The 20,715-nt window shown below is 71.6% G+C and carries 24 protein-coding genes; 10 read left to right on the forward strand and 14 right to left on the reverse strand.

The window, feature by feature from the left end; all coding sequences use genetic code 11:
- Window positions 1-45: 45 nt before the first annotated feature.
- Both ABL310_RS12190 and ABL310_RS12195 read right to left on the reverse strand, forming a co-directional pair.
- Window positions 46-240 (reverse strand): hypothetical protein, encoded by a 195-nt coding sequence (locus tag ABL310_RS12190; protein WP_349371940.1) that lies wholly within the window; start codon window positions 238-240, stop codon window positions 46-48.
- 100 nt (window positions 241-340) lie between these two features.
- Window positions 341-733 carry a hypothetical protein gene (locus ABL310_RS12195; RefSeq protein WP_349371941.1) on the reverse strand — a complete coding sequence of 131 codons (393 nt, stop codon included), beginning with the start codon at window positions 731-733 and terminating at the stop codon, window positions 341-343.
- A gap of 302 nt (window positions 734-1,035) precedes the next feature.
- Here ABL310_RS12195 and ABL310_RS12200 point away from each other — a divergent pair, with 302 nt between their 5' ends.
- On the forward strand, window positions 1,036-1,443 hold the full coding sequence (locus tag ABL310_RS12200; RefSeq protein ID WP_349371942.1) for a DUF4112 domain-containing protein: 408 nt from the start codon (window positions 1,036-1,038) through the stop codon (window positions 1,441-1,443).
- Window positions 1,444-1,449: 6 nt separating this feature from the next.
- Here ABL310_RS12200 and ABL310_RS12205 read toward each other — a convergent pair whose 3' ends face one another.
- Window positions 1,450-1,827 carry a response regulator gene (locus ABL310_RS12205; RefSeq protein ID WP_349371943.1) on the reverse strand — a complete coding sequence of 126 codons (378 nt, stop codon included), beginning with the start codon at window positions 1,825-1,827 and terminating at the stop codon, window positions 1,450-1,452.
- A gap of 173 nt (window positions 1,828-2,000) precedes the next feature.
- Between ABL310_RS12205 and ABL310_RS12210 the strand changes: the two genes are divergently transcribed.
- A complete protein-coding gene (locus ABL310_RS12210) occupies window positions 2,001-2,936 on the forward strand; it encodes a nucleoside hydrolase (protein WP_349371944.1) in 936 nt (311 codons plus the stop codon).
- Between the two features lie 103 nt (window positions 2,937-3,039).
- Window positions 3,040-3,297 (forward strand): hypothetical protein, encoded by a 258-nt coding sequence (locus ABL310_RS12215; RefSeq protein WP_349371945.1) that lies wholly within the window; start codon window positions 3,040-3,042, stop codon window positions 3,295-3,297.
- Between the two features lie 7 nt (window positions 3,298-3,304).
- Here the strand turns inward: ABL310_RS12215 and ABL310_RS12220 are convergent, their stop codons facing one another.
- Together ABL310_RS12220 and ABL310_RS12225 are read right to left on the reverse strand one after the other, a co-directional pair.
- A complete protein-coding gene (locus ABL310_RS12220) occupies window positions 3,305-3,463 on the reverse strand; it encodes a hypothetical protein (RefSeq protein ID WP_349371946.1) in 159 nt (52 codons plus the stop codon).
- Window positions 3,464-3,535: 72 nt separating this feature from the next.
- Window positions 3,536-3,784: a hypothetical protein gene (locus ABL310_RS12225; protein ID WP_349371947.1), complete on the reverse strand. Its 249-nt coding sequence runs from the start codon at window positions 3,782-3,784 to the stop codon at window positions 3,536-3,538.
- 184 nt (window positions 3,785-3,968) lie between these two features.
- Between ABL310_RS12225 and ABL310_RS12230 the strand changes: the two genes are divergently transcribed.
- Window positions 3,969-4,343 (forward strand): response regulator, encoded by a 375-nt coding sequence (locus ABL310_RS12230; protein ID WP_349371948.1) that lies wholly within the window; start codon window positions 3,969-3,971, stop codon window positions 4,341-4,343.
- Between the two features lie 17 nt (window positions 4,344-4,360).
- Here ABL310_RS12230 and ABL310_RS12235 read toward each other — a convergent pair whose 3' ends face one another.
- The 7 genes from ABL310_RS12235 to ABL310_RS12265 all read right to left on the reverse strand — a co-directional run bounded on the left by ABL310_RS12235 (window position 4,361) and on the right by ABL310_RS12265 (window position 12,391).
- Window positions 4,361-5,524, reverse strand: coding sequence for an iron-containing alcohol dehydrogenase (locus ABL310_RS12235; protein ID WP_349371949.1), 1,164 nt, complete (start codon window positions 5,522-5,524; stop codon window positions 4,361-4,363).
- A gap of 41 nt (window positions 5,525-5,565) precedes the next feature.
- Window positions 5,566-6,957 (reverse strand): aldehyde dehydrogenase family protein, encoded by a 1,392-nt coding sequence (locus ABL310_RS12240; protein WP_349371950.1) that lies wholly within the window; start codon window positions 6,955-6,957, stop codon window positions 5,566-5,568.
- Window positions 6,958-6,965: 8 nt separating this feature from the next.
- Window positions 6,966-8,333, reverse strand: a complete 1,368-nt coding sequence (locus ABL310_RS12245) for a glutamine synthetase family protein (protein WP_349371951.1) — start codon at window positions 8,331-8,333, stop codon at window positions 6,966-6,968.
- 29 nt (window positions 8,334-8,362) lie between these two features.
- Window positions 8,363-9,685, reverse strand: a complete 1,323-nt coding sequence (locus tag ABL310_RS12250) for a TRAP transporter large permease subunit (protein ID WP_349371952.1) — start codon at window positions 9,683-9,685, stop codon at window positions 8,363-8,365.
- Window positions 9,682-10,338 carry a TRAP transporter small permease subunit gene (locus tag ABL310_RS12255; RefSeq protein ID WP_349371953.1) on the reverse strand — a complete coding sequence of 219 codons (657 nt, stop codon included), beginning with the start codon at window positions 10,336-10,338 and terminating at the stop codon, window positions 9,682-9,684. Before ABL310_RS12255 ends, ABL310_RS12250 begins: the two co-directional genes overlap by 4 nt.
- Window positions 10,339-10,522: 184 nt before the next feature.
- Complete coding sequence (locus tag ABL310_RS12260) at window positions 10,523-11,572, reverse strand: TRAP transporter substrate-binding protein (protein WP_349371954.1); 1,050 nt, start codon at window positions 11,570-11,572, stop codon at window positions 10,523-10,525.
- A 45-nt stretch (window positions 11,573-11,617) separates the two neighbouring features.
- Entirely contained in the window at window positions 11,618-12,391 is a 774-nt protein-coding gene (locus ABL310_RS12265; RefSeq protein ID WP_349371955.1) for an SDR family oxidoreductase, read from the reverse strand.
- Between the two features lie 163 nt (window positions 12,392-12,554).
- Here ABL310_RS12265 and ABL310_RS12270 point away from each other — a divergent pair, with 163 nt between their 5' ends.
- Complete coding sequence (locus tag ABL310_RS12270) at window positions 12,555-13,445, forward strand: helix-turn-helix transcriptional regulator (protein ID WP_349371956.1); 891 nt, start codon at window positions 12,555-12,557, stop codon at window positions 13,443-13,445.
- 7 nt (window positions 13,446-13,452) lie between these two features.
- On the opposite strand, the gene ABL310_RS12275 is transcribed toward ABL310_RS12270, so the two are convergent.
- Window positions 13,453-14,208, reverse strand: coding sequence for an N-formylglutamate amidohydrolase (locus ABL310_RS12275; RefSeq protein ID WP_349372049.1), 756 nt, complete (start codon window positions 14,206-14,208; stop codon window positions 13,453-13,455).
- Between the two features lie 143 nt (window positions 14,209-14,351).
- Entirely contained in the window at window positions 14,352-15,050 is a 699-nt protein-coding gene (locus ABL310_RS12280; protein WP_349371957.1) for an FCD domain-containing protein, read from the reverse strand.
- Window positions 15,051-15,316: 266 nt separating this feature from the next.
- Between ABL310_RS12280 and ABL310_RS12285 the strand changes: the two genes are divergently transcribed.
- From ABL310_RS12285 to ABL310_RS12305, 5 genes are all read left to right on the forward strand, one after another.
- Window positions 15,317-16,045 carry a DUF1028 domain-containing protein gene (locus tag ABL310_RS12285; protein ID WP_349371958.1) on the forward strand — a complete coding sequence of 243 codons (729 nt, stop codon included), beginning with the start codon at window positions 15,317-15,319 and terminating at the stop codon, window positions 16,043-16,045.
- The gene (locus ABL310_RS12290; RefSeq protein WP_349371959.1) at window positions 16,042-17,031 is read left to right on the forward strand and encodes an ABC transporter ATP-binding protein; all 990 of its coding nucleotides are present in this window, start codon (window positions 16,042-16,044) and stop codon (window positions 17,029-17,031) included. Before ABL310_RS12285 ends, ABL310_RS12290 begins: the two co-directional genes overlap by 4 nt.
- The gene (locus tag ABL310_RS12295) at window positions 17,028-18,173 is read left to right on the forward strand and encodes a dipeptide ABC transporter ATP-binding protein (RefSeq protein ID WP_349371960.1); all 1,146 of its coding nucleotides are present in this window, start codon (window positions 17,028-17,030) and stop codon (window positions 18,171-18,173) included. The genes ABL310_RS12290 and ABL310_RS12295 overlap by 4 nt, the downstream gene beginning before the upstream one ends.
- Window positions 18,170-19,687, forward strand: coding sequence for an ABC transporter substrate-binding protein (locus ABL310_RS12300; RefSeq protein ID WP_349371961.1), 1,518 nt, complete (start codon window positions 18,170-18,172; stop codon window positions 19,685-19,687). Before ABL310_RS12295 ends, ABL310_RS12300 begins: the two co-directional genes overlap by 4 nt.
- A 69-nt stretch (window positions 19,688-19,756) precedes the next feature.
- Window positions 19,757-20,698: an ABC transporter permease gene (locus ABL310_RS12305; protein WP_349371962.1), complete on the forward strand. Its 942-nt coding sequence runs from the start codon at window positions 19,757-19,759 to the stop codon at window positions 20,696-20,698.
- The last annotated feature ends 17 nt before the right edge of the window (window positions 20,699-20,715 follow it).

Raw genomic sequence — 20,715 nt, forward strand, 5'->3', positions numbered from 1 at the left:
AGGCCCGCGGGACGCCGATGCGTCCCGCGGGCCTTTTTCATGCGCTCAGAAGCGCTCGAGCGCGCCGGCGATCAGCGCCGAGGCGCCGAGCACGACGAAGGTCGTGCAGACCAGCGGATAGATGGTCTCGCCGAAGAAGCCGCGCATGAAGCGCGGCGAGATACCGGCGGCGTTCGGCATGCCGAAGCGCACGAGGAGGATGCCGATCGCGAGCAGGATCGGGCCGTAGACGACGGGCATGGGCGGTCTCCCGCCTTCGCGGAGGAAGGCGTCGCAGGCGGCGGCCGCGCGTCGCGCGCAATCGCGCCGCTCGTGTCGGAAATGGGTGGAAAGCTACGTGTCAGCCGGCCGCGCGCGGAGGGCCGCGGGCCGTATGCGCCCGTTTGCGAGGCGTGGGTGGCGCCGCCCCGTCGTGCCGCGGGCGCATGAAGGCGCGTGATCCGGCCGGGCCGGGCGCGGCGGCGGCGGTCGCGGGTCGAGTGCCGCCCCGGACCGGCGGCGCGGCGGCGCAGACGCCGCGGGCGCGCTCGCCGCGCAGGACGCCGTCGCGCGTGCTCTGGGCGATCCAGGCGGCGTCGCGATCGGGCGCCGCGCAGGCGGCGACGATGGTCGCGGCGGCGTCGGGGGCGGACGCGCCGGGGCGCACGAAGGCGCCGATCAGCGCGAGCGCGCAGATCAGGAACAGCCGGGCCGTCGCCGAAGCCGGAATGCCGTCGCGCATCGTGTCGCGCATGGAGGACGCAGCACCCGCGAGCCGCCGACGGCGGTCCGGGCCGTGCGGGCGACGGTCCGGGCACCGCGACGCTGCGCCCGCGCGAGGGCGGCGTCAAGAGGTCTCGCGCGGCGTGGCCGGATCGGGCAGATGCGATGGGCGCCGCCTCGCGTCCCGGCCTCACGCCGGGCGCCACGACACCTCCCCGAGGGCGCCCCCGCGGAGAGGTCGACGGCCGCATGCCGGCGTGCAGGGACCCTCGGCCTCGCTGGCGCGTTGCGCTCCTCGACGCCATCTCACCGGAACAGCGAAGGAGAGCGCCCGTGAACGATACCGGCTATGGAACCGCCTCGGGGGCCTATGCCCGCGACGGATACGAGCGCGACGGGGTGCGGCGCGCGAGCGAGCGGCTGGAGAGCCTCGCGCGGCTGCTCGATTCCTCGATCCGCGTGCCGGGCACGCGCTTCACCTTCGGCCTCGATTCGATCCTGTCGCTGGTGCCGGTGGTGGGCTCGTTCGTCGGCGCGGGCGTCTCGGCCTACCTGGTCATCGAGGCCTACCGGCTCGGCGCGCCGCGCGCGACGCTCGCCGCGATGCTCGCCAATATCGGGCTCGACACCGTGCTCGGCTCGATCCCGGTGATCGGCTTCGTGTTCGACGCGCTCTACAAGGCCAACAATCGGAACGTCGCCATCCTGCGGCGCCATCTCGCCCGCGCCGGACGCCTGTGACCGCCCTCAGGCGGCGGCGAGATCGCTGACGATCCAGCGCGCGAGATCGGCCGCGTCGAAGGGCTTCTCCCAGCGCGGCGCGTCGGCGAGGCCGGCGGGGACGACGTTGGCGGCGTAGCCGGTGGCGAAGACGAAGGGCACGCCCCGCGCCTTCAAGGCCCGCGCGACGTCGAAGACGAGATCACCGTGCAAGTTGATGTCGAGCACCGCGCGATCGATCCGCTCGCGCCCGACGAGCGCCAGCGCCTCCGCCGGGTCGCCGACAGGCCCGAGGACGTCGACGCCCTCCTGAACCAGGGCCTGCGCCAAGTCGTCGGCGATGAAGTACTCGTCCTCCACCACGAGGACGCGCGGACGCTCGGAGCCTTGCGCTGGGTAAGACATGTAAATATCCTTGAGTTGTCGGCAGCTTACGCCAACCGCCCGACAGGAGGACCGTACCAATACCACGCGCGCCTGCCAAGCCCGAACCCGTCCACGGGGTTGCGCCCACGCTCCGGCGCGCTTAGCCCTAGATTCCGTGTTGCCCCGCTTTGCGGGCCGTCGGAGGCGATTTCATGGCGCGCGCGATCATCATCGACACCGATCCGGGACAGGACGACGCGATCGCCATCCTGCTCGCGCTGGCCTCGCCGGAGATCGAGGTCCTGGGCGTGTGCGCGGTGGCCGGAAACGTGCCCCTGGCGCGCACCGCGGTGAACGTGCGCAAGGTGCTCGAGCTCGCCGGGCGCACGGACGTGCCCGCCTTCGCGGGGGCGGACCGGCCGCTGCTGCGCCCGCTCGTGACCGCGGAATACGTGCACGGCAAGACCGGGCTCGACGGCGCCGATCTCCCCGAGCCGACCATGCCGCTCGATGCGCGCCACGCGGCGGACTTCATCGTCGAGACGGTGATGAGCCGACCGGAGAAGAGCGTCACGCTCTGCCCGCTCGCGCCGCTCACCAACATCGCGCTGGCGCTGGCCAAGGAGCCGCGCATCGCCGAGCGCCTTCAAGGCATCGTCCTGATGGGCGGAGGCGTGTTCGAGGGCGGCAACCGCACGCCGGCGGCGGAATTCAACATCTACGTCGACCCGGAGGCGGCGCAGCGGGTGTTCCAGTCGGGCGCGGACGTGACCTTCATCCCGCTCGACTGCACGCACCAGGCGCTCACGACCGCGAAGCGGACGGCCGCGATCCGTGCGCTCGGGTCGCCGGTGGCCCAGGCGGTGGCCGGCTGGCTCGACTTCTTCGAGCGCTTCGACGAGCAGAAATACGGCACCGACGGCGGGCCGCTGCACGACCCCTGCGTGATCGCCTACCTGCTGCGGCCGGACCTGTTCCGGGGCAAGCGCGTCGCGGTGGCGGTGGAGACCGGCTCGGAGCTGACGCGGGGCATGACCGTGACCGACTGGTGGGGCGTCACCGAGGAGGCCCCCAACGCGACCATGCTGCGCGACGTCGACGCCGACGGCTTCTTCGCGCTCTTGACGGAGCGGCTGGCGCGGCTGTGAGGGCGCGCGATCGTGGCGCCCGGGGCGACGGGTCGCGCGTCGCCCGTTGACGCGGCGGCGGCGCGGCGAGAGCATGGGCGGGCAAGCCCCACCGGAGGTCGCCATGCGCCGTTTCGCCGTTCTCGCGCCGGCTCTGCTCCTCGCCGCCTCGGCCGCGGCGCAGGAGGCGCCGCGCGTGGCGCCGGCCGCGAACCCTTTCCCCGGAGAGCACGCCTGCATGTGCCGGGCCTTCGGCGAGGCCTACGAGGTGGGGGAGCGCGTCTGCCTCGGCCGGGGGCCGGGCGCGCGCATCGCGGAGTGCACGATCGAGGTCAACGTGATGAGCTGGCGCGTCACCGGCGAGCCCTGCCCGCCGTCGTGACGCTGTCTCAGGCGCAGGCCGTCGGCGCGCTCTTGCGGGGCGAGCAGGTGGCGTCCGCCGCCTGCGCGGGGCTCGCGATCAGCGGGGCGACGAGGACGAGCCCCGCGCCGAGCGCGAGGGCGGCGAGCAGCGTGGCGAGCGGAGCGGTGCGGGTGCGGCGGGTCACGGCGGGTCTCCGGCGGGAAACGATCTCTCGCCTTCGACGGAGCGTGGCCGTGAACGGTTCGATCGGGTGCGCTCAGGCGAGGCGCAGCTCGCCCGTGGCGGGGCGGTCGCGGCGACCGGGCGCGGGCTCGCCGGTGAGCCTCGCGCGGATCGTCTCGTAGGTCTCGGTGACGTAGACGGCGTTGTTCCCGTCGGCCTTGGGCGTGGTGTAGACGACGCTGCCCGGCCCGTCGCGGCGGGTCTCCACCTTGACGATGTGGGCGACGTTGATCAGCACCTTGGACTTGACGACGTTGTTCTCGGTGAGCTCGACGAAGGCCATGGCGTCTCCCGGCGCGCCCGCACGGCGCGCACCGTTGATCCTGCGAGGGTTGCCGCTCTCTTCGCACGCCGCGGTTTCGGCCGGGTTAAGCCGCGGCCGCGCGGATGAACCGTCCGGCGGACAGCCACGTTGTCCCCGGGGCGACAGCAGCGCAGTCCGGTCGCGCGCAACGCGGGAGGCAGCGATGACCGACCTCTCCAGCCTCGCCGGCCGCATCGTTCTCGTCGCGGAGGACGAGTTCTTCGTGGCGGACGACCTCGTCCACGCCCTGGAACGGCGCGGCGCGCGCGTGGTCGGGCCGGCGACGAGCGTCGCGCAGGCGCTGCGGCTGACGGAGGCGACGCCCGCCCTCGACGCCGCCGTGCTCGACATCAACCTGAAGGGCGAGATGGTCTTTCCCGTCGCCGATGCGCTGTCGGCGCGCGGCGTGCCCTTCGTCTTTGCGACCGGCTACGGCAGCGAGGTGCTGCCGAGCCGCTATTCCGGGCGGGTGCGCTGCGAGAAGCCCGTGGACCCCGACGACGTCGCTCGGGCGCTGATGCGGGAGGCCCGGAACTGAGCCCGGGCACGGCCGCCTCAGAGCCGCTCGTCCCAGGCCGCCAGGAAGATCGCCTTCGCGCCCGCTTCGTCGAGCGGGACCGGATTACCGCCCGCCGTCGGGTCGACTACCGCCATCGCCGCGACTTCGTCCGCGGCCGCCGGGTCGATCGCCTCCGAGAGGCCGCGCAGGCCGTGCGGCACGCCGAGCTCCTCGCGCAGCTTCAAGACCCAGGCGAGAAGGCCGTCGAAGCCGCCCTGCAGGCCGAGGAAGGCCGCGAGCCGGCGGCACTTCGCCTCGATCGCCGGGCGGTTGTGGACGAGCACGTAGGGCATGAACACGGCGTTCGTCATGCCGTGATGCGTGTGATGGAGCGCGCCCACCGGGTGCGAGAGCGAGTGGATCGCGCCGAGCCCCTTCTGGAAGGCGACGGCGCCCATGGCGGCGGCGCTCATCATGTCGCCCCGCGCGGCGATGTCGGACCCGTCCGCCGCGACCTTCGGCAGGGCCTCCTTGACGAGGCGCATGCCCTCCAGCGCGATGCCCTCCGACATCGGGTGGTAGGAGGGCGCGCAATAGGCCTCGAGACAATGGGCGAGCGCGTCCATGCCGGTGCCCACCGTGACGACGCGCGGCATGCCCACCGTGAGCTCGGGATCGCAGATCACGACGGCGGGCAGCATCTTCGGGTGGAAGATCACCTTCTTGGTGCGGATCGCCTCGTTGGTGACGACGCCGGCGCGGCCGACCTCGGAGCCCGTGCCCGCCGTGGTCGGCACGGCGACGATGGGCGCGATGCCGTCGGGCGTCGCGCGCGTCCACCAGTCGCCGATGTCCTCGAAATCCCAGATCGGGCGCGTCTGCGCCTGCATGAAGGCGATCAGCTTGCCCACGTCGAGCGCCGAGCCGCCGCCGAAGGCGACGACGCCGTCGTGCCCGCCGGCGCGGTAGGCCGCGACGCCGGCCTCGACGTTGGCGCCCACCGGGTTCGGCGCGACGTCCGAGAACATCTCGGCCGCGAGGCCCGCCTCGCGCAGGACGGCCATGGCCCGTTCGGCGATGGGCAGGCCCGCGACGACGGGATCGGTGACGACGAGGGGACGGCTCATGCCGGCGGCGCGGCAGGCCTCGCCCAGCTCGGACAGGCGGCCGGCGCCGAAGCGCACGGCGGTGGGGTAGCTCCAGTTGGCTCTGACGGACATGAGAGGGCTCGTTCTCGCTCGAGAGGCCGGCTTGTGCGGGATCAGCCGGGATGGCGCAGGTGGAAGGATTTCGGGCGCGTCAGCGTCTCGTAGCCGAGGCGCGAGAGCGTCGCCCCGCGACCGGTGTTCTTCACGCCGGTCCAGGCGAGCGCCGGGTCGAGATAGTCGCAGCGATTGGCGAAGACGGTGCCGGTCTCGAGCGCCGCGCCGATCCGGGCCGCGGCCTCGAGGTCGCGGGTGAAGATCGCCGCCGAGAGGCCGTAATCGCTGTCGTTCATCAGCCGGATCGCCTCGTCCTCGCCGCGCACCTTCATGATGCCGACGACCGGGCCGAAGCTCTCCTCGCACATCAGCGACATGGAGTGGTCGACGTCGACGACGATCTGCGGGGCCATCCAGGTCGAGCCGGCGGCGTCGCGGGGGAAGGCGGCGGGGTCGATCAGCGCGCTCGCGCCGGCGCGCACGGCCTCCGCCACCTGCCCGCGCACGAAATCGGCGCCGGCGGCGGTGACCATGGGCCCGAGGGTGGTGGCCTCGTCGAGCGGCGTGTCGAGCACGTAGCCGCGCGTCAGCGCCACCGCGCCCTCGACGAAGCGGTCGTAGACCGCCTCCTCGACGTAGATCCGCTCGATGCCGCAGCAGGACTGGCCGGAATTGAACATGGCGCCGTCGACGAGCGTCTCGATCGCATGCTCGAGATCGGCGTCGGCGCGAACGTAGGCGGGATCCTTGCCGCCGAGCTCGAGACCGACCCCGATGAAGCGGCCGGACGCCGCCGCCTCCATCGCCCGCCCGCCTTCGACGGAGCCGGTGAAGTTCACCTGATGCACGAGCCCCGAGCCGATGGCGCGGGCGGCTTGGGTATGGCTCAGCACGAGGTTGGCGAAGAGCCCCTCCGGCAGGCCCGCCTTCGCGAAGGCCTGCGCGAAACGCTCGCCGACGAGCAGCGTCTGCGTCGCGTGCTTGAGGACGACCGCGTTGCCGGCCATCAGCGCGGGGACGATGGAGTTCACCGCCGTGAGGAACGGGTAGTTCCACGGCGCGATGACGAGCACGGTGCCCAGCGGCCCGCGAGCGATGAAGCGGGTGAAGCCCTCCATCGCCTCCGGGCGGATCGGGGCGAGCGCCTCCTCGGCGATGGCGATCATGTGGCGCGCACGCTCCTCGAAGCCGCGCAACTCGCCCATGCCGTAGCGGACCGGCCGGCCCATCTGCCAGGCGAGCTCGGGGACGATCTCGTCGGCCATGGCGAGCATGGCGTCGACGGCGCGGGTGAGGATCTCGGCGCGGGCGGGGATCGGCGTCGCGCGCCAGGCGCGCTGGGCTTCGCGGGCGGCAGCGAGCGCCGCGTCCAGCGCGGCGTCGTCGGCGAGCGGGCGCTCGGCGACGATCGAGCCGTCGACGGGCGAGACGATGCGAACATTGCGGGTCATGGCGGTCCTCAGGCGCGTTCGAAGCCGCGCTTCAGCTCCCAGTCGGTGACGCGGCGGTCGTATTCCGCCTGCTCCCAGTCGGCCCCGTGGGCGTAATGGGCGACGACGCCCTCGCCAAGCGCGGATTTCAGCATCGCCGACGCGCGGAACGCCGCCGTCGCCTCGCGCAGGGTCTTGGGGATCTCGGGCACCTCGGCGCCCCCGGCATAGGCGTCGCCCTCGAAGGCGGGCTCCAGTGCGAGGTTCTCCTCGACGCCGGCGAGCCCCGCTGCGATCAGGCCCGCCAGCGCCAGGTACGGGTTGAGGTCGGCGCCGCCGATCCGGCACTCGATGCGCACGGCCCTGGTGTCCTCGCCGCAGAGCCGGAAGCCGGCGGTGCGGTTGTCGCGCGACCACACGGCCTTCGTCGGCGCGAAGGTGCCGACCTGGAAGCGCTTGTAGGAATTGACGTAGGGCGCCAGCAGCAGGGTGATGTCGCGCGCGTATTTCAGCTGGCCGGCGAGGAAGCTCTTCATCAGCGGGGACATGCCCTGCGGGGCTTCCGCGTCGTGGAAGAGCGGGCGCCTGTCCGCGTCCGCGAGCGAGAGATGGACGTGGCTCGACGAGCCGGCGAGGTCGTAGTCCCACTTCGCCATGAAGGTGACGGCCTTGCCGTGGAGGTGCGCGATCTCCTTGATGCCGTTCTTGAGGATGGCGTGGCGGTCGGCCATGGTCAGCGCGTCCGTGTAGCGGACGTTGATCTCCTCCTGGCCCGGGCCCCATTCGCCCTTCGAGTTCTCCACCGGGACGCCGGCGCCGGCGAGGCCCCGGCGGATGGCGCGCATCACCGGCTCTTCCTTGGTGGTCTGGAGGATGTGGTAGTCCTCGATGTAGGCGCCCGCCGTCTCGAGGCCGCGGAAGCCCTTCTCGTGGATGGCGCGGAAGCTCTCGTCGAACAGATAGAACTCGAGCTCGGTGGCGCATTGCGCGGTCCAGCCGCGCTCGGCGAGGCGCGCGACCTGCGCCTTCAGGATGGCGCGGGGCGAGTGCGGCAGCGGGTCGTGGTGGTGGTGGTCGACGACGTCGCAGAGCACGAGCGCCGTGCCCTCGAGCCAGGGTACCCGCCGCAGGGTCGCGAGGTCCGGCTTCATGGTGAAGTCGCCGTAGCCGCGCTGCCAGTTGGCGACGTCGTAGCCCGGCACCGGCTCCATCTCGAGGTCGTTGGCCAGCAGGTAGTCGCAGGCGTGGGTCTCGTCGCCGCCCTCGATGAAGAAGGGCGCGTGGAAGCGCTTGCCGACGAGGCGGCCCTGCATGTCGACGAAGCAGACGAGCACGGTGTCGATCTCGTCCGCGGCGACCGCCGCCTTCAGCTCGTCGAAGGTCATCATCCCGCCCATCCCGCACCCCTTTCTCGTTGTCGCAGTTCTCACTTGCCGTAGACGACTTCCGGCAGCCACAGGGCGGTCTGCGGGAAGATCATCACGATCGCCAAGGCCACCACCATCACCAGCACGAAGGGCACGATCGACCGGTAGATGTCGAGGATGCCGATCTCGGGGGGCGCCATCGCGCGCATCAGGAAGAGATTGTAGCCGAAGGGCGGCGTCATGTAGGCGATCTGGCAGGTGATCGTGTAGAGGATGCCGTACCAGACGAGATCGAAGCCGAGCGCGCCGACCAGCGGCACGTAGAGCGGCGCGACGATGACGAGCATCGCCGTGTCGTCGAGGAACGTGCCCATCAGGATGAAGCTCGCCTGCATCAGGATGAGGATCACCCACGGGCTCAGATGCAGCTGGTCGACGAACACGCCCTCGATCGCCCGCACCGCGCCGAGCCCGTCGAAGACCGCGCCGAAGGCGAGCGCCGCGAGGATGATCCACATGAACATGCAGGTGATCGCGAGGGTCTGGCGCACCGAGGTCTCGAACACGGCCCAGGTCATGCGGCCCTTGATCAGGGCGGCCGCGAAGGCCGTCATGGCGCCGATGGCGGAGCTCTCGACGAGGCTCGTCCAGCCGTTGATGAACGGCACCATCATCGCGAAGAAGATCACGAGCGGCAAAAGGCCCGCGCGCAGGAGGCGCAGCTTCTCGGCGAGCGGCACGTTGCGCTCCGCCTTCGGCAGGGCCGGGCCGAGATGCGGCTGCAGCCTGCAGCGCGCCCAGATGTAGACGACGAACAGCGTCGCCATGATCAGGCCGGGGATCACCCCCGCGAGCCAGAGCTGGCCCACGGGCTGGCGCGCGATCATGGCGTAGAGCACGAGCACGACGGAGGGCGGCACCAGGATGCCGAGGGAGGACCCGGCCTGGATGACGCCCGTGACCATGATCTTGTCGTAGCCCCGCCGCAGCAGTTCCGGCAGCGCGATCGTCGCGCCGATGGCCATGCCGGCCACCGAGAGGCCGTTCATGGCCGAGATCAGCACCATCAGCCCGATCGTGCCGATGGCGAGCCCGCCGTTCACCGGCCCCATCCAGACGTGGAACATCTTGTAGAGGTCGTCGGCGATGCGGCTCTCGCTCATCACGTAGCCCATGAAGATGAACATCGGCAGCGTGAGCAGCGGGTACCAGCGCATCAGCTTGATGCCCGCCGAGAAGGGGATGTCCGAGCCGCCCGTGCCCCAGAGGAAGAAGGCGGAGAGGGCGGCGACGAAGCCGATCGCGGCGAAGACGCGCTGTCCGGTGAAGAGCAGCAGCATCATCGAGGAGAACATCAGCAGGGCGATCAGCTCGTAGCTCATCGGGTCGCCTCCCCCGGGGCGGGCGCGCGGGGGTCGAGCGCCGGTGGCGCATGCGGGCCGCTCGGGGGCCGGCCCGTGAGCGCGTGGTCGATGTCCTTGAACAGCTCGGCCACCGCCTGCAGCAGCATCAGCACGATTCCGGTCACCATGACGAGCTTGATCGGCCACAGGACCGGGCGCCAGACCGAGCGCGAGCGCTCCATCACGCCGAGCTCGGTCGCGGCGGCGTCCGGGCCGCCGGTGAGGAAGGCCGTGACGAGCCCGCTCAGGAAGAGGACCGCCTGGCCCGAGAAATGGCCCAGCGAATAGGCGAGCGAGTTGAGCCCGCCGTAGAGCAGGAAGACCAGGAAGGTGATCAGGCAGAACACGGTGACCGCGTCGAGCGCCGCCTTCCTGCGGGGCGAGAGCGCGCCGTAGATCAGGTCCATGCGCACGTTGGTGCCGAGCTGGATCGAGTAGGGCCCGCCCAGGATGAAGTAGGCCACCATCAGGTACTGGGCGACCTCCAGCGTCCACAGCGAGGGCCGCATGAAGGGCGCGACCTTGGTGAAGGACGACCAGAGCAGGACCGCGATCATGACGAAGATCAGGTACATGGCCCCGCGGCCGACGACGTAGTTCAGCCGCTCGACCACGCGGACGTACCCGGCCATGAATGTGCGCATCGCGTTCCCCGCCGCCGTCTCCTCGCGCGCGAGCCGGCGCTGGAGCGCCCGACCTGATGAGATCAGGCCGGGCGCTTCAGCGTTTCCCTGTCGGAGCATCATCTCGCCCACCAACCGGATTCCACTGGGTGGGATGATGCTGCGGGGCCGGCTCGCGTCCCGTCAGTCTGTCTCAGGTCCGGCTGTAGGGATAGCCGGCGCTGTTGATGATCTCGCGATAGGCGCGGAAGATGTTCACGAGCTCCGCCTCGACCTCGCCTTCCTGCGCGACCTCGTCCCAGAACTCGGCCGCGGCGTCCTCGACCTGCTGCCATTCCTCCTGCGGGATGGAGGTGAGCGCGAGCTTGTCGCCCTCGGCGCGCAGCCGCGCCTCGCCGCCCCAGTACCACTGGTTCCGGTAGAAGTGCCCGCTCTCGACCGCGGCGAGGACGAGCGCCTTGAGGTGATCGGGCAGGTCCGCCCAGCGCTGCTGGTTGACGAAGAAGGAGCCGATCCAGGCGCCGGAGATGTTGTTCGTGCAGAAATAGTCGGTCACGTCCGCCCAGCCGACGGTGTAGTCCTCGGTGATGCCGGACCAGGCCATGCCGTCGAGCTCGCCCGTCTGCACGGCGACCTCGGCGTCCTCGTAGGGGATGTTCACCGGCACGACGCCGAAGCGGCTCAGGAAGCGCCCGGCGGTGGGGAAGGTGTAGAGCCGCAGGCCCTCGAGGTCCGCCACCGAGCGGATCGGGTTCTTGGTGTTGAAGTTGCACGGGTCCTGGCCGGCGGCGGAGAGCCACTTCACGCCGACCTTCTCGTATTCCCGGTCCCAGATCTCGGCGAGGCCGTACTGGCGGAACAGCACCGGCACGTCGAGGGCGTGGCGCGTCGCGAAGGGGAAGTAGCCGCCGAACTGGCGCACCGGCGTCGGGGAGGCCATGCTGTCGTCGTCGGAATGCACGGCGTCGATCGTGCCGCGCTGGAGCGCCTGGAACAGCTCGCCGGTGGGCACCAGCTGGTCGGCGTAGAACAGCTCGATCTCGAGCTCGCCGTTCGAGGCGGCGTTGATCTGGTCGATGATCGGCTTCGTCACGTGCTCGCCGAGCGCCGCGCCGGCATAGGTCTGGAATCGCCAGCGGATCGGCTGCTGCGCGAGGACGGCCGGGGCCGCGAGGCTGCTCGCCGCGACCGCCGCCCCGCCCACGCCGGCGTTCTTCAGGAAACCGCGTCTCGTCGTCGTCATGATCTCTTCCCCTCTTCTTGGTTTCGAAGCTCGTCGCCGTCGGGATCAGGTCCCGACCAGCAACGCGTTGTCGACGAACAGCGTCTCGCCGTTGACGAAGCTCGCCTCGTCGCTCGCCAGGAACAGAGCCGCGCGCGCCACCTCGTGCGGCTCGCAGATCCGGCCCTGCAGGCGCGCGACGTCGTCCTCGCTCACCTCGACGCCGAGCGCGCGCAGCTCGCGGAGCTCGCGCAGGCCGTGCGGCGTGCGGATGAAGCCGGGGCAGACCGCGTTGCAACGCAGCCCCCGGGCCCGATACTCGATGGCGATCGCGCGCGTGAACATGTGGCAGGCGCCCTTCGAGGTGCAGTAGAGCACCTCCTTCTCCGTGCCCGCCACCGCCGAGATCGAGGACGTGTTCACGATCGAGCCCTTGCCCGCGGCGAGCATCGCCGGGACGAAGGCGCGCGTCATCAGGAACATGGACTTGACGTTCACCGCCATCATCCAGTCCCACTCCTCCTCGGTCGTATCGAGAAAGTCCTTCACCAGCACCGTGCCGGCGTGATTGTAGAGCGTGTCGACGCGCCCGCCGAAGCGCGCGAGCACCGCGTCCGCGGCGCGCGCGACCTGGTCGGAGCGGGAGACGTCCGCCTCCACCGCGAAGGCGCGATGGCCTGCGGCGCGGATGCGCTCGGCCGTGCTCTCGGCCTCGGAGGCGTTGACGTCGACGACGGCGACGTGCGCGCCCTCGGCGGCGAAGATCTCGGACGCCGCGCCGCCGGCGCCCGTGGCGCCGCCGGAGACGATCGCGTTCCAACCTTCGAGACGTCGCGCCATCGGGCCCCTCCCCGCTCTCGCTGCGGCATGAAGGACCTCGATCGTAGCCCCGACCGTCACCTTGGCAATACACCGAGAGTGTCAGAACGCTCTAACACCATCGGACTATACACCTTCACCCCTCGGTGCTAGCGTTGTGTTGCCAGGAGTTGGGAGCCATGTCATGATGCACCCACTGGATTGCGATTGGCGTCGGCGCTGGAATATCGGCGTCGGAGCGGTGGTCGCGCGCCAGGGGCAGCCCGAACTCCCCGCCTTCCTCGTCGCCGCGTTCCGGCCGCTCGTGGCCTTCGATCATTCCGTGATCTTCGGATACCCGCCGGACCGGCGGCCGGTCTTCCTCTACGACGGCTTCTCGTCCGACGATCAGCGCTCCGCGCTGTCCGGCTATCTTCGCGGCGCCTACCGCGAGGACCCCTTCTACGACGCCTGCCTGCGCGGCGTCGCGCCCGGATTGTACCGGCTGGAGGAGCTCGTGACCGAGGACGCTCAGCCGGCTGCGGGCGCCCATCCGGGCTACGTCTCGCCCTGCGTCTCGCACGAGCCGGGCGCCCTGTCCGAGGAAATCGGCTTCTTCGCCCGCACGGAGGCCGGCGCCTACGTCGTCCTCTCGCTGATGCGCGGTCCGGAGCGGCCTCCCTTCAGCGAGACCGAGCTGGAGATGCTGCGCGAGGTCGAGCCGCTGGTGCGCTACCTGCTCTCGCGGCAATGGGCGCGGCTGGGCGCCGGCGAGGCGCATGCGGTCGAGATCGGGGCGCAGGAGACGCGCGGGCGCCTCGCCGCGCACATCGACGCCGCCATCGACGGCTTCGGCTCCAGCGCGCTGACCGCCCGCGAGGCGGAGGTCGCGCGCTGCATCCTCAGGGGCAGGCCGTCGGGCGCCATCGCGCAGGCGCTCGGGATCTCGGTCGCCACGGTCAAGATCCATCGTCGGCATCTCTATGCCAAGCTCGGCGTCGGCTCGCAGAGCGAGCTCTTCGCCGCGTTCCTCGACAGCCTGGCCTACGGCGCGGCTTCGCCGGCCTGCGCGGCGCGGGACGAGACCGTCGCCTGAGCCCGCCTCACGTCGACGCCCCGCGCGCCGCCATCCCGAGAGACGCGAGCGCCTCCACCAGCCGCTCCCCGAGCCAGGCCGCGACGCGCGCCTCGCCGGCCTCGTCGCCGACGAGGTCGTTGCGAACCTCGATCATGACGTTGGGCAGGCCGAGCGGCAGGGCGTGCTCGAGCAGCGTGTGGGTGACGCCGTCCTGCGGGCCGTAGGGCTCGTTGCGGCGCGTGTCGTAGCCGCCCGCCGCGGCGCAGGCGGCGAGGAGCGCGTCCGCGAGCCGCGCATCCGCATCGTGCAGGATGCCGATCTCGACGCTGCGCGGGACGCCGCGATAGACCGGCGTGAAGCTGTGGATCGTCACGAGCGCCGTCGGCGCGAGCCGGGCCCGACGCTCGCCGAGCACGCCCGCCAGCGTGCGCCGCCAGGGCTCGTAGAAACGCGCGACGCGCCGCGCCCGCTCGGCCTCGTCCAGTTCCGCGTTGCCGGGGATCGCGTAGACCTCGCTCGTCGCCGGCATGGCGCTCTCGGCCTCCGGCGGGCGGTTGCAATCGTACAGCAGCCGCGAGGCGCGCTGATGGACGAGGGGCGCGTCGAGCCGCTCGGAGAGGCGGCGCGACACGCCGAGCGCGCCGGGGTCCCAGGCGATGTGAGCCGTGCGCGCCTCCGGCGGCAGGCCGAGCCAGTCGTACGCGGCGGGCATGGCGTTCGAGGCGTGCTCGCAGGCGAGGACGACGGGGCCGATCCCCTCCGGTCGCTCGATCACGGCCATCGGGTCGAAGGCGTCGGTCTCGTCGGCGATGGCGCCGTCGGCGATCCGCTCGTCGTTCATGCTCGTCCTCGCTCCTGCGGCGCTCTCCCCGCGCCGCGCGCGCCCATGGTGGGCGCAACCTCCCCGCCTTCGCAAGCGGCGGCTCACGCCGCCGGCAGGCCGAGCGACTGCGCCACCGCCCCGAGATGGGCGCGCATGGCGCGCTCGGCCCGGTCCGGATCCCGCGCGGCGATCGCCTCGACGATGTCGAGGTGCTCCGCCCCGAGCGCCTCGCGCCGCGCCGGCGAGCGCGTGCCCTCGCGCAGGCGACGCCAGGCCGGATCGTCGCGCACGGCCTCGATCGCCTCGAACACCGCGAGGAAGAGGCCGTTGCGCATCGCCTCCGCGATGCGCCGGTGGAAGGCCGCGTCCCAGCGCTCGTAATCGCCGTCGCTCTCCGCCGCGCGGGAGCGCTCCGCGAGCTTGCGGATGGCCGCGACGTCGACCGGCGCGGCGCGCAGGGCCGCATGGCGCGCGAGGACGGGCTCGATCTCGAGGCGCACCTCCATGATCTCGGCGGGGCTGGTGAGGCTCGCGAGGCCGGCGAAGCGCCGCGCCATGGGCGTCGGCGGCGCGGACAGGAAGGTCCCCTGCCCCTGCCGCCGCCAGAGCGCGCCCTCGGCTTCCAGCGCGCCGAGCGCCCGGCGCACGGCCCGTCGGCCGACGCCCAGCGCCTCGGCGATCTCCCGCTCCGGCAGGACGCGCCCGTCGCGCACGAAGCTGCCGTCGGCGAGCGCGGCGCGCAGGCGCGACAGGGTCGCCGCGGCGTCGGTGTCGACGGATGGCGTCTCTGCTCTCGTCACGGTTCCGCTCGTCGGTTCCGGGCCAGTTCGGTGGGCAGGCCGCGCGGGCGTACCAATATGGAGATTGGTACGACACACGGGCGCTGCTGTCGAGCCTATCGAGGCGGCCGCGGCGCCTGCAATACGGGCCGGGAGCGCATGCTCGTTGGGCACTGATCCACTTGTGAGCGCCGCGCGATGGCCCTAACCTCCGCCGTCGTCCGGAAAAGCGCGGCGCTCCGCACCAAATCCGGATCAATCGACATTGGTTCGCTCCGGAGGCACGCATGACCTGGTCGATCGTCGCCAAGGATCCGCAGACGGGCGCGTTCGGCATCGCCGTGGCGAGCCGTTTCTTCGCGGTCGGCGCGCGCGTGCCGTTCGTCGCGCCGGGCGTCGGCGCGGTGGCGACCCAGGCGCTGATCAACCCGCTCTACGGCCCCGACGGCCTCGCCCTGCTCGCGTCCGGCGCGAGCGCGGCGGAGACCGTCGCCGCCCTCGTCGCGGAGGATGCCGGGCGCGAGAGCCGGCAGCTGCAGGTGATCGACGCGCAGGGCCGCATCGCCGCCCATACCGGCGCGGAGTGCGTCCCCTGGTGCGGCGCCCTCGCGACGGACCTCTGCGGCGTCGCCGGCAACATGCTGGAGGGGCCGCAGGTGCTGGAGGCGACCGCGCGGACCTACGCCGCGCGCGCCGACCTCCCCTTCGCGCGGCGGCTGATCGCGGCGCTGAAGGCCGGCGAGGACGCCGGCGGCGACAAGCGCGGCAAGCAGTCGGCCGGCCTCGTGATCCACACGCGCGAGGACTGGGCCGACCTCGACATCCGCGTCGACGATCATCCCGAGCCGATCGTCGAGCTCGCCCGGCTGGAGCGCGTCTCCCGCGAGCGCTGGATGCACTTCAAGCGCTTCCTGGCGACGCGCGACGATCCCGTCGGGATCGTCGATCGGGCGCGCATCGACAGCGAGATCGCCGCCGCCCTCGCGGCCCAGGCGGCGGAGGCCGAACGCGCATGACGACCGCCGAGCCCATCCTCGCGGTCGAGGATCTCGCCGTCACCTTCTCGGGGCCCGACGGGCGCGAGACGCGCGCCGTCGACGGCGTCGGATTTTCCGTCGCGCCCGGGCGCACGCTCGGCATCGTCGGCGAATCGGGCTGCGGCAAGAGCGTCACCTCGCTCGCCGTGATGGGGCTCCTGCCGAAGGCCGGCACGGCGATCTCCGGGCGCGTCCTGTTCGAGGGCCGCGATCTCCTCGCCGAGAGCGCGCGCACGCTGCGCGACCTGCGCGGCGACCGGCTGGCGATGATCTTCCAGGAGCCGATGACCTCTCTCAACCCGTCCTACACGGTGGGCGACCAGATCGTGGAGGCGATCCTGCGCCACCGCCGCGTCTCGAAGCGGGAGGCGGCGGAGCGCGCGCTCGAGATGCTCGACCGCGTGCGCATTCCCGAGCCGAAGGCCCGCTTCCACGACTATCCGCACAAGCTGTCGGGGGGCATGCGCCAGCGCGTGATGATCGCCATGGCGCTCGCCTGCGCGCCGCGCCTCCTCATCGCCGACGAGCCGACGACGGCGCTCGACGTGACCATCCAGGCGCAGATCCTCGAGCTGATGCGCATGCTGCGCGAGGAGACCGGCACGGCGATCGTCTTGATCACCCACGATCTCGGCGTCGTCGCGGAGGTCTGCGACGAGGTCGCGGTGATGTATGCGGGCCAGGTGGTGGAGCGCGCGCCGGTGGAGGAGCTTTTCCGCTTCCCGCAGCATCCCTACACGGTGGGGCTGCTCGGCTCGCTGCCGCGCTTCGGCGCCCGGCGCGAGCGGCTCGCCGCCATCGAGGGCGCGGTGCCGGACATGTCGCGCCCGCCGGCCGGCTGCCGTTTCGCCGCGCGCTGCCCCTTCCGCATCGAGGCCTGCGCGACGATGCCGGATCTCGTCGCGGTCGGACCGGATCGCGCCGCGCGCTGCTGGCGCGCGCCGCTCGAGGGGCTCGCGGCATGAATGCGCCGGCGCCCGTGCTGGAGGTCGAGGGCCTCGTCAAGCACTTCGTCACCAAGCGTTCTCTGATGGGCCGCCCGCTCGCGACGGTGAAGGCGGTCGACGGCGTGTCGCTCTCGGTCGCGCCCGGGGAGACGCTCGCGCTCGTGGGGGAATCGGGCTGCGGCAAGTCCACCCTCGGCCGCATGATCCTGCGCCTCGTCGAGCCGACGGACGGGCGCATCCGCGTCGCCGGACGCGACGTCACGCATCTGCCGGAACGCGAGCTGCGCAGCTTGCGCCGCACGGCGCAGATCGTGTTCCAGGACCCGTTCGCCTCGCTCAACCCGCGCATGACGGTCGGCGAGACCCTGGCCGAGCCGCTGATGCTGCACGGCATCGTGCCGGCGGGCGCGCGCGCGGCGCGGGTGGCGGAACTGCTCCGGCAGGTGGGTCTCGACCCGCGCCAGGCGGCGCGCTTCCCGCACGAATTCTCCGGCGGCCAGCGCCAGCGCATCGTCATCGCCCGGGCGCTCGCGGTCGAGCCGAAGCTGATCGTCTGCGACGAGCCGGTTTCGGCGCTCGACGTCTCGATCCGCGCGCAGATCCTCAACCTGCTGGAGGAGCTGCGTGCGCGGCTCGGCCTCGCCTACGTGTTCATCTCCCACGATCTCGGCGTCGTGCGCCACATCGCCGACCGCGTCGCGGTGATGTATCTCGGGCGCCTCGTCGAGATCGGCCGCACGGACGAGGTGTTCGAGAACCCGCGCCACCCCTATACGCGCGCGCTCCTCTCCGCGATCCCGGCGCCCTCCCCCGCCGCGCGCCGTCCGCGCCGCCTGCTCGAGGGCGACGTGCCGAGCCCGATCGCGCCGCCCTCCGGCTGCCATCTGCGCACCCGCTGCCCGCACGCCGCGCCCGCCTGCGCCGCCGAGCGCCCGCCGCTCGCCGGCCTGTCGGCGACGCACGCGGCCGCCTGCCTCTTCGCCGAGAGCCTCCCCGACACGCGCGACCTGACGCCCCGCGAGGCTCCGGTCGACCCGAGGCTCGAGACGCTCTTCGCCGCCTTCACGGGCGAAGCCGAACCCGCCGCGACCCTCGTCGGCGCGGCCGGAGGGGACACGCCGGCTCGAGCCGGCGCCATCAGGGAGACCGTCACCAGATGAAACGCATCCTCATCGCCGGCGCGCTCGCCGCGGCGACGCTCGGCCTCGCCGCAGGCGGAGCCAGCGCCCAGACCACGCTTCGCATCGGCCTCGCCGAAGATCCCGACGTGCTCGACCCCTCGCTGGGGCGCACCTATGTCGGGCGCATCGTCTTCGCCTCGCTCTGCGACAAGCTCTTCGACGTCGACGCCGACCTCAACATCGTGCCGCAGCTCGCGCTCTCGCACGAGGTCTCGGAGGACGGCAAGGCGCTGACGATCACGCTGCGCGACGGCGTCCTCTTCCACGACGGCACGCCGATGGACGCCGCGGCGGTGAAGTACTCGCTCGACCGTCATCGCACGATGGACGGCTCCTTCCGCCGCGGCGAGCTCTCGATCGTCGAGAGCGTCGACGTCGTCGACCCGCTCACCGTGCGGCTCAACCTGAAGAGCCCCTTCGCGCCGCTGCTCGCCACGCTCACCGACCGCTCGGGCATGATCGTCTCGCCGACGGCGGCCGAGGCTGCGGGCGACCAGTTCGGCAACAACCCCGTCTGCGCCGGGCCTTTCCAGTTCGTCGAGCGCGTGCAGCAGGATCGCATCGTCGCGGAGAAGTTCGCGGATTACTGGAACGCGGACGAAGTCTTCATCGACCGGATCGAGTACCGCCCGATCCCGGATTCGACGGTGCGCCTCGCCAACCTCCAGTCCGGCCAGCTCGACCTGATCGAGCGCGCGCTCGCCACCGACATCCCGACCATCCGCGCCGACGAGGACCTCGAGCTCGAGGTCGTCACCGAGCTCGGCTACCAGGGCATGACGATCAACGTCGCCAACGGCGAGGGCGCCAAGGGTCCGCTCGCCGAGAGCGCGCTCGTGCGCCAGGCGCTCGACCTCGCCATCGACCGCGAGGCCCTGAACCAGGTGGTGTTCAACGGCGAGTTCTTCCCGGGCAACCAGTGGGTCAACCCGCAGAACCAGTGGTACCAGGACGCCTACCCGGCGCCGGCCCGCGACGTGGAGAAGGCCAAGGCGCTCATCGCCGAGGCGGGCGTCGCGACGCCGATCGTCGTCGACTACATGGTGCCGAACAACCCGGAGGTCCGCCAGGTCGCGGAGGTGATCCAGGCCATGGCGGCGGAGGCCGGGTTCGACATGCAGATCCGCGTCGTCGAGTTCGCGACCGGCCTGCAGGAGGCCGAGGCCGGCCGCTTCGGCGCCTTCATGCTGGCCTGGTCCGGCCGGCCGGATCCGGACGGCAACATCTACTCCTTCGCCCATTCCACGGGCCCGCTGAACTACGGCAAGTACGCCAGCGAGACCGTCGACGCCGCGCTGACGGAGGCCCGCACGGCCACCACCTTCGACGCTCGCAAGGCGGCCTACGAGACGGTGGCGGACCTGTGGCTCACGGAGGGCTCGGTGCTCTACCTCTACCACCGCGCCATGCTGATCGCCCACACGGACGATCTCGAAGGCTACGTGCAGCTCCCCGACGGCCTGGTTCGCGTCGTCGGCGTGAAGCTGAACTGATCGGCCGCGCTCACGCCCGCCCGTGCGGCCCGCGCGGGCGGGCGCTCCCTCCTCCTCGAGAGAACGCCCGTGCTCACCCTCATCGGCAAACGGCTGGCGCAGCTCGTCCCGACCCTGTTCTTCGTGTCGGTGCTGATCTTCTCGCTGCAGCATCTCCTGCCCGGCGACCCGGCGCTGGTGATGGCGGGCGAGGAGCGCGATCCCGTCGTGATCGAGCAGATCCGCAAGCAATACGGCCTCGATCAGCCGATTCCGGTCCAGTACGCGATGTGGATCGGCAACGTCTTCACGGGCGATCTCGGGGAATCGATGCGGCTCAAGGTGCCCGTCTCCGACCTGATCGTGCAGAAGCTGCCGGTGACGCTGCAGCTCGCGATCATGGCGATGCTGATCGCGCTCGTTCTGGGCGTGACCACCGGCGTGCTGTCGGCGGTCAAGAAGGATTCCGCCTGGGACTACGTCATCAACGTCGTCGGCCTCGCCGGCATCTCGACGCCGAACTTCTGGCTCGGCATCATGCTGATCCTGTTCTTCGCCGTGCATCTCGGCTGGCTCCCGGCGTCGGGCTACGTCAGCCCGTTCGAGGACTGGCGGCAATCGCTCGCCACCACGATCATGCCGGCCTTCGTGCTCGGCACCGCCATTGCGGGCGTGATCATGCGCCATACGCGCTCGGCGATGCTCCAGGCGCTCGCCTCCGACTACGTCCGCACCGCCCGCGCCAAGGGGCTCTCCGAGCGCGTCGTCGTCTGGAAGCACGCCATGCGCAACGCGCTCACCCCGGTGATCACGCTCGGCGCGCTCGAGTTCGGCACGCTCCTCTCCGGCGCGGTGCTCACCGAGCAGATCTTCTCGATCCCCGGCTTCGGCAAGCTGATCGTCGACGCCGTGTTCAACCGCGACTACGCGGTGGTGCAGGGCGTCGTGCTCGTCACGGCGACGACCTACATCGTGCTGAACCTGCTCGCCGATCTCGGCTACATTCTCGCCAATCCGAGGCTGCGCGCATGAGACACCCCGTGTCCACC

It is taken from the genome of Salinarimonas sp. (assembly GCF_040111675.1).
In the GTDB taxonomy this organism is placed as follows: domain Bacteria; phylum Pseudomonadota; class Alphaproteobacteria; order Rhizobiales; family Beijerinckiaceae; genus Salinarimonas.

Bases quoted from the DNA above. Each gene is read 5' to 3' on its own strand.
- ABL310_RS12225 (WP_349371947.1), bottom strand. From the start codon at position 3,784: ATGGCCTTCGTCGAGCTCACCGAGAACAACGTCGTCAAGTCCAAGGTG.
- ABL310_RS12205 (WP_349371943.1), bottom strand. From the start codon at position 1,827: ATGTCTTACCCAGCGCAAGGCTCCGAGCGTCCGCGCGTCCTCGTGGTG.
- ABL310_RS12260 (WP_349371954.1), bottom strand. From the start codon at position 11,572: ATGACGACGACGAGACGCGGTTTCCTGAAGAACGCCGGCGTGGGCGGG.
- ABL310_RS12245 (WP_349371951.1), bottom strand. From the start codon at position 8,333: ATGGGCGGGATGATGACCTTCGACGAGCTGAAGGCGGCGGTCGCCGCG.
- ABL310_RS12275 (WP_349372049.1), bottom strand. From the start codon at position 14,208: ATGGCCGTGATCGAGCGACCGGAGGGGATCGGCCCCGTCGTCCTCGCC.
- ABL310_RS12290 (WP_349371959.1), top strand. From the start codon at position 16,042: ATGACGACCGCCGAGCCCATCCTCGCGGTCGAGGATCTCGCCGTCACC.
- ABL310_RS12265 (WP_349371955.1), bottom strand. From the start codon at position 12,391: ATGGCGCGACGTCTCGAAGGTTGGAACGCGATCGTCTCCGGCGGCGCC.
- ABL310_RS12300 (WP_349371961.1), top strand. From the start codon at position 18,170: ATGAAACGCATCCTCATCGCCGGCGCGCTCGCCGCGGCGACGCTCGGC.
- ABL310_RS12215 (WP_349371945.1), top strand. From the start codon at position 3,040: ATGCGCCGTTTCGCCGTTCTCGCGCCGGCTCTGCTCCTCGCCGCCTCG.
- ABL310_RS12250 (WP_349371952.1), bottom strand. From the start codon at position 9,685: ATGAGCTACGAGCTGATCGCCCTGCTGATGTTCTCCTCGATGATGCTG.
- ABL310_RS12195 (WP_349371941.1), bottom strand. From the start codon at position 733: ATGCGCGACACGATGCGCGACGGCATTCCGGCTTCGGCGACGGCCCGG.
- ABL310_RS12210 (WP_349371944.1), top strand. From the start codon at position 2,001: ATGGCGCGCGCGATCATCATCGACACCGATCCGGGACAGGACGACGCG.
- ABL310_RS12235 (WP_349371949.1), bottom strand. From the start codon at position 5,524: ATGTCCGTCAGAGCCAACTGGAGCTACCCCACCGCCGTGCGCTTCGGC.
- ABL310_RS12240 (WP_349371950.1), bottom strand. From the start codon at position 6,957: ATGACCCGCAATGTTCGCATCGTCTCGCCCGTCGACGGCTCGATCGTC.
- ABL310_RS12255 (WP_349371953.1), bottom strand. From the start codon at position 10,338: ATGGCCGGGTACGTCCGCGTGGTCGAGCGGCTGAACTACGTCGTCGGC.
- ABL310_RS12285 (WP_349371958.1), top strand. From the start codon at position 15,317: ATGACCTGGTCGATCGTCGCCAAGGATCCGCAGACGGGCGCGTTCGGC.
- ABL310_RS12270 (WP_349371956.1), top strand. From the start codon at position 12,555: ATGATGCACCCACTGGATTGCGATTGGCGTCGGCGCTGGAATATCGGC.
- ABL310_RS12190 (WP_349371940.1), bottom strand. From the start codon at position 240: ATGCCCGTCGTCTACGGCCCGATCCTGCTCGCGATCGGCATCCTCCTC.
- ABL310_RS12230 (WP_349371948.1), top strand. From the start codon at position 3,969: ATGACCGACCTCTCCAGCCTCGCCGGCCGCATCGTTCTCGTCGCGGAG.
- ABL310_RS12295 (WP_349371960.1), top strand. From the start codon at position 17,028: ATGAATGCGCCGGCGCCCGTGCTGGAGGTCGAGGGCCTCGTCAAGCAC.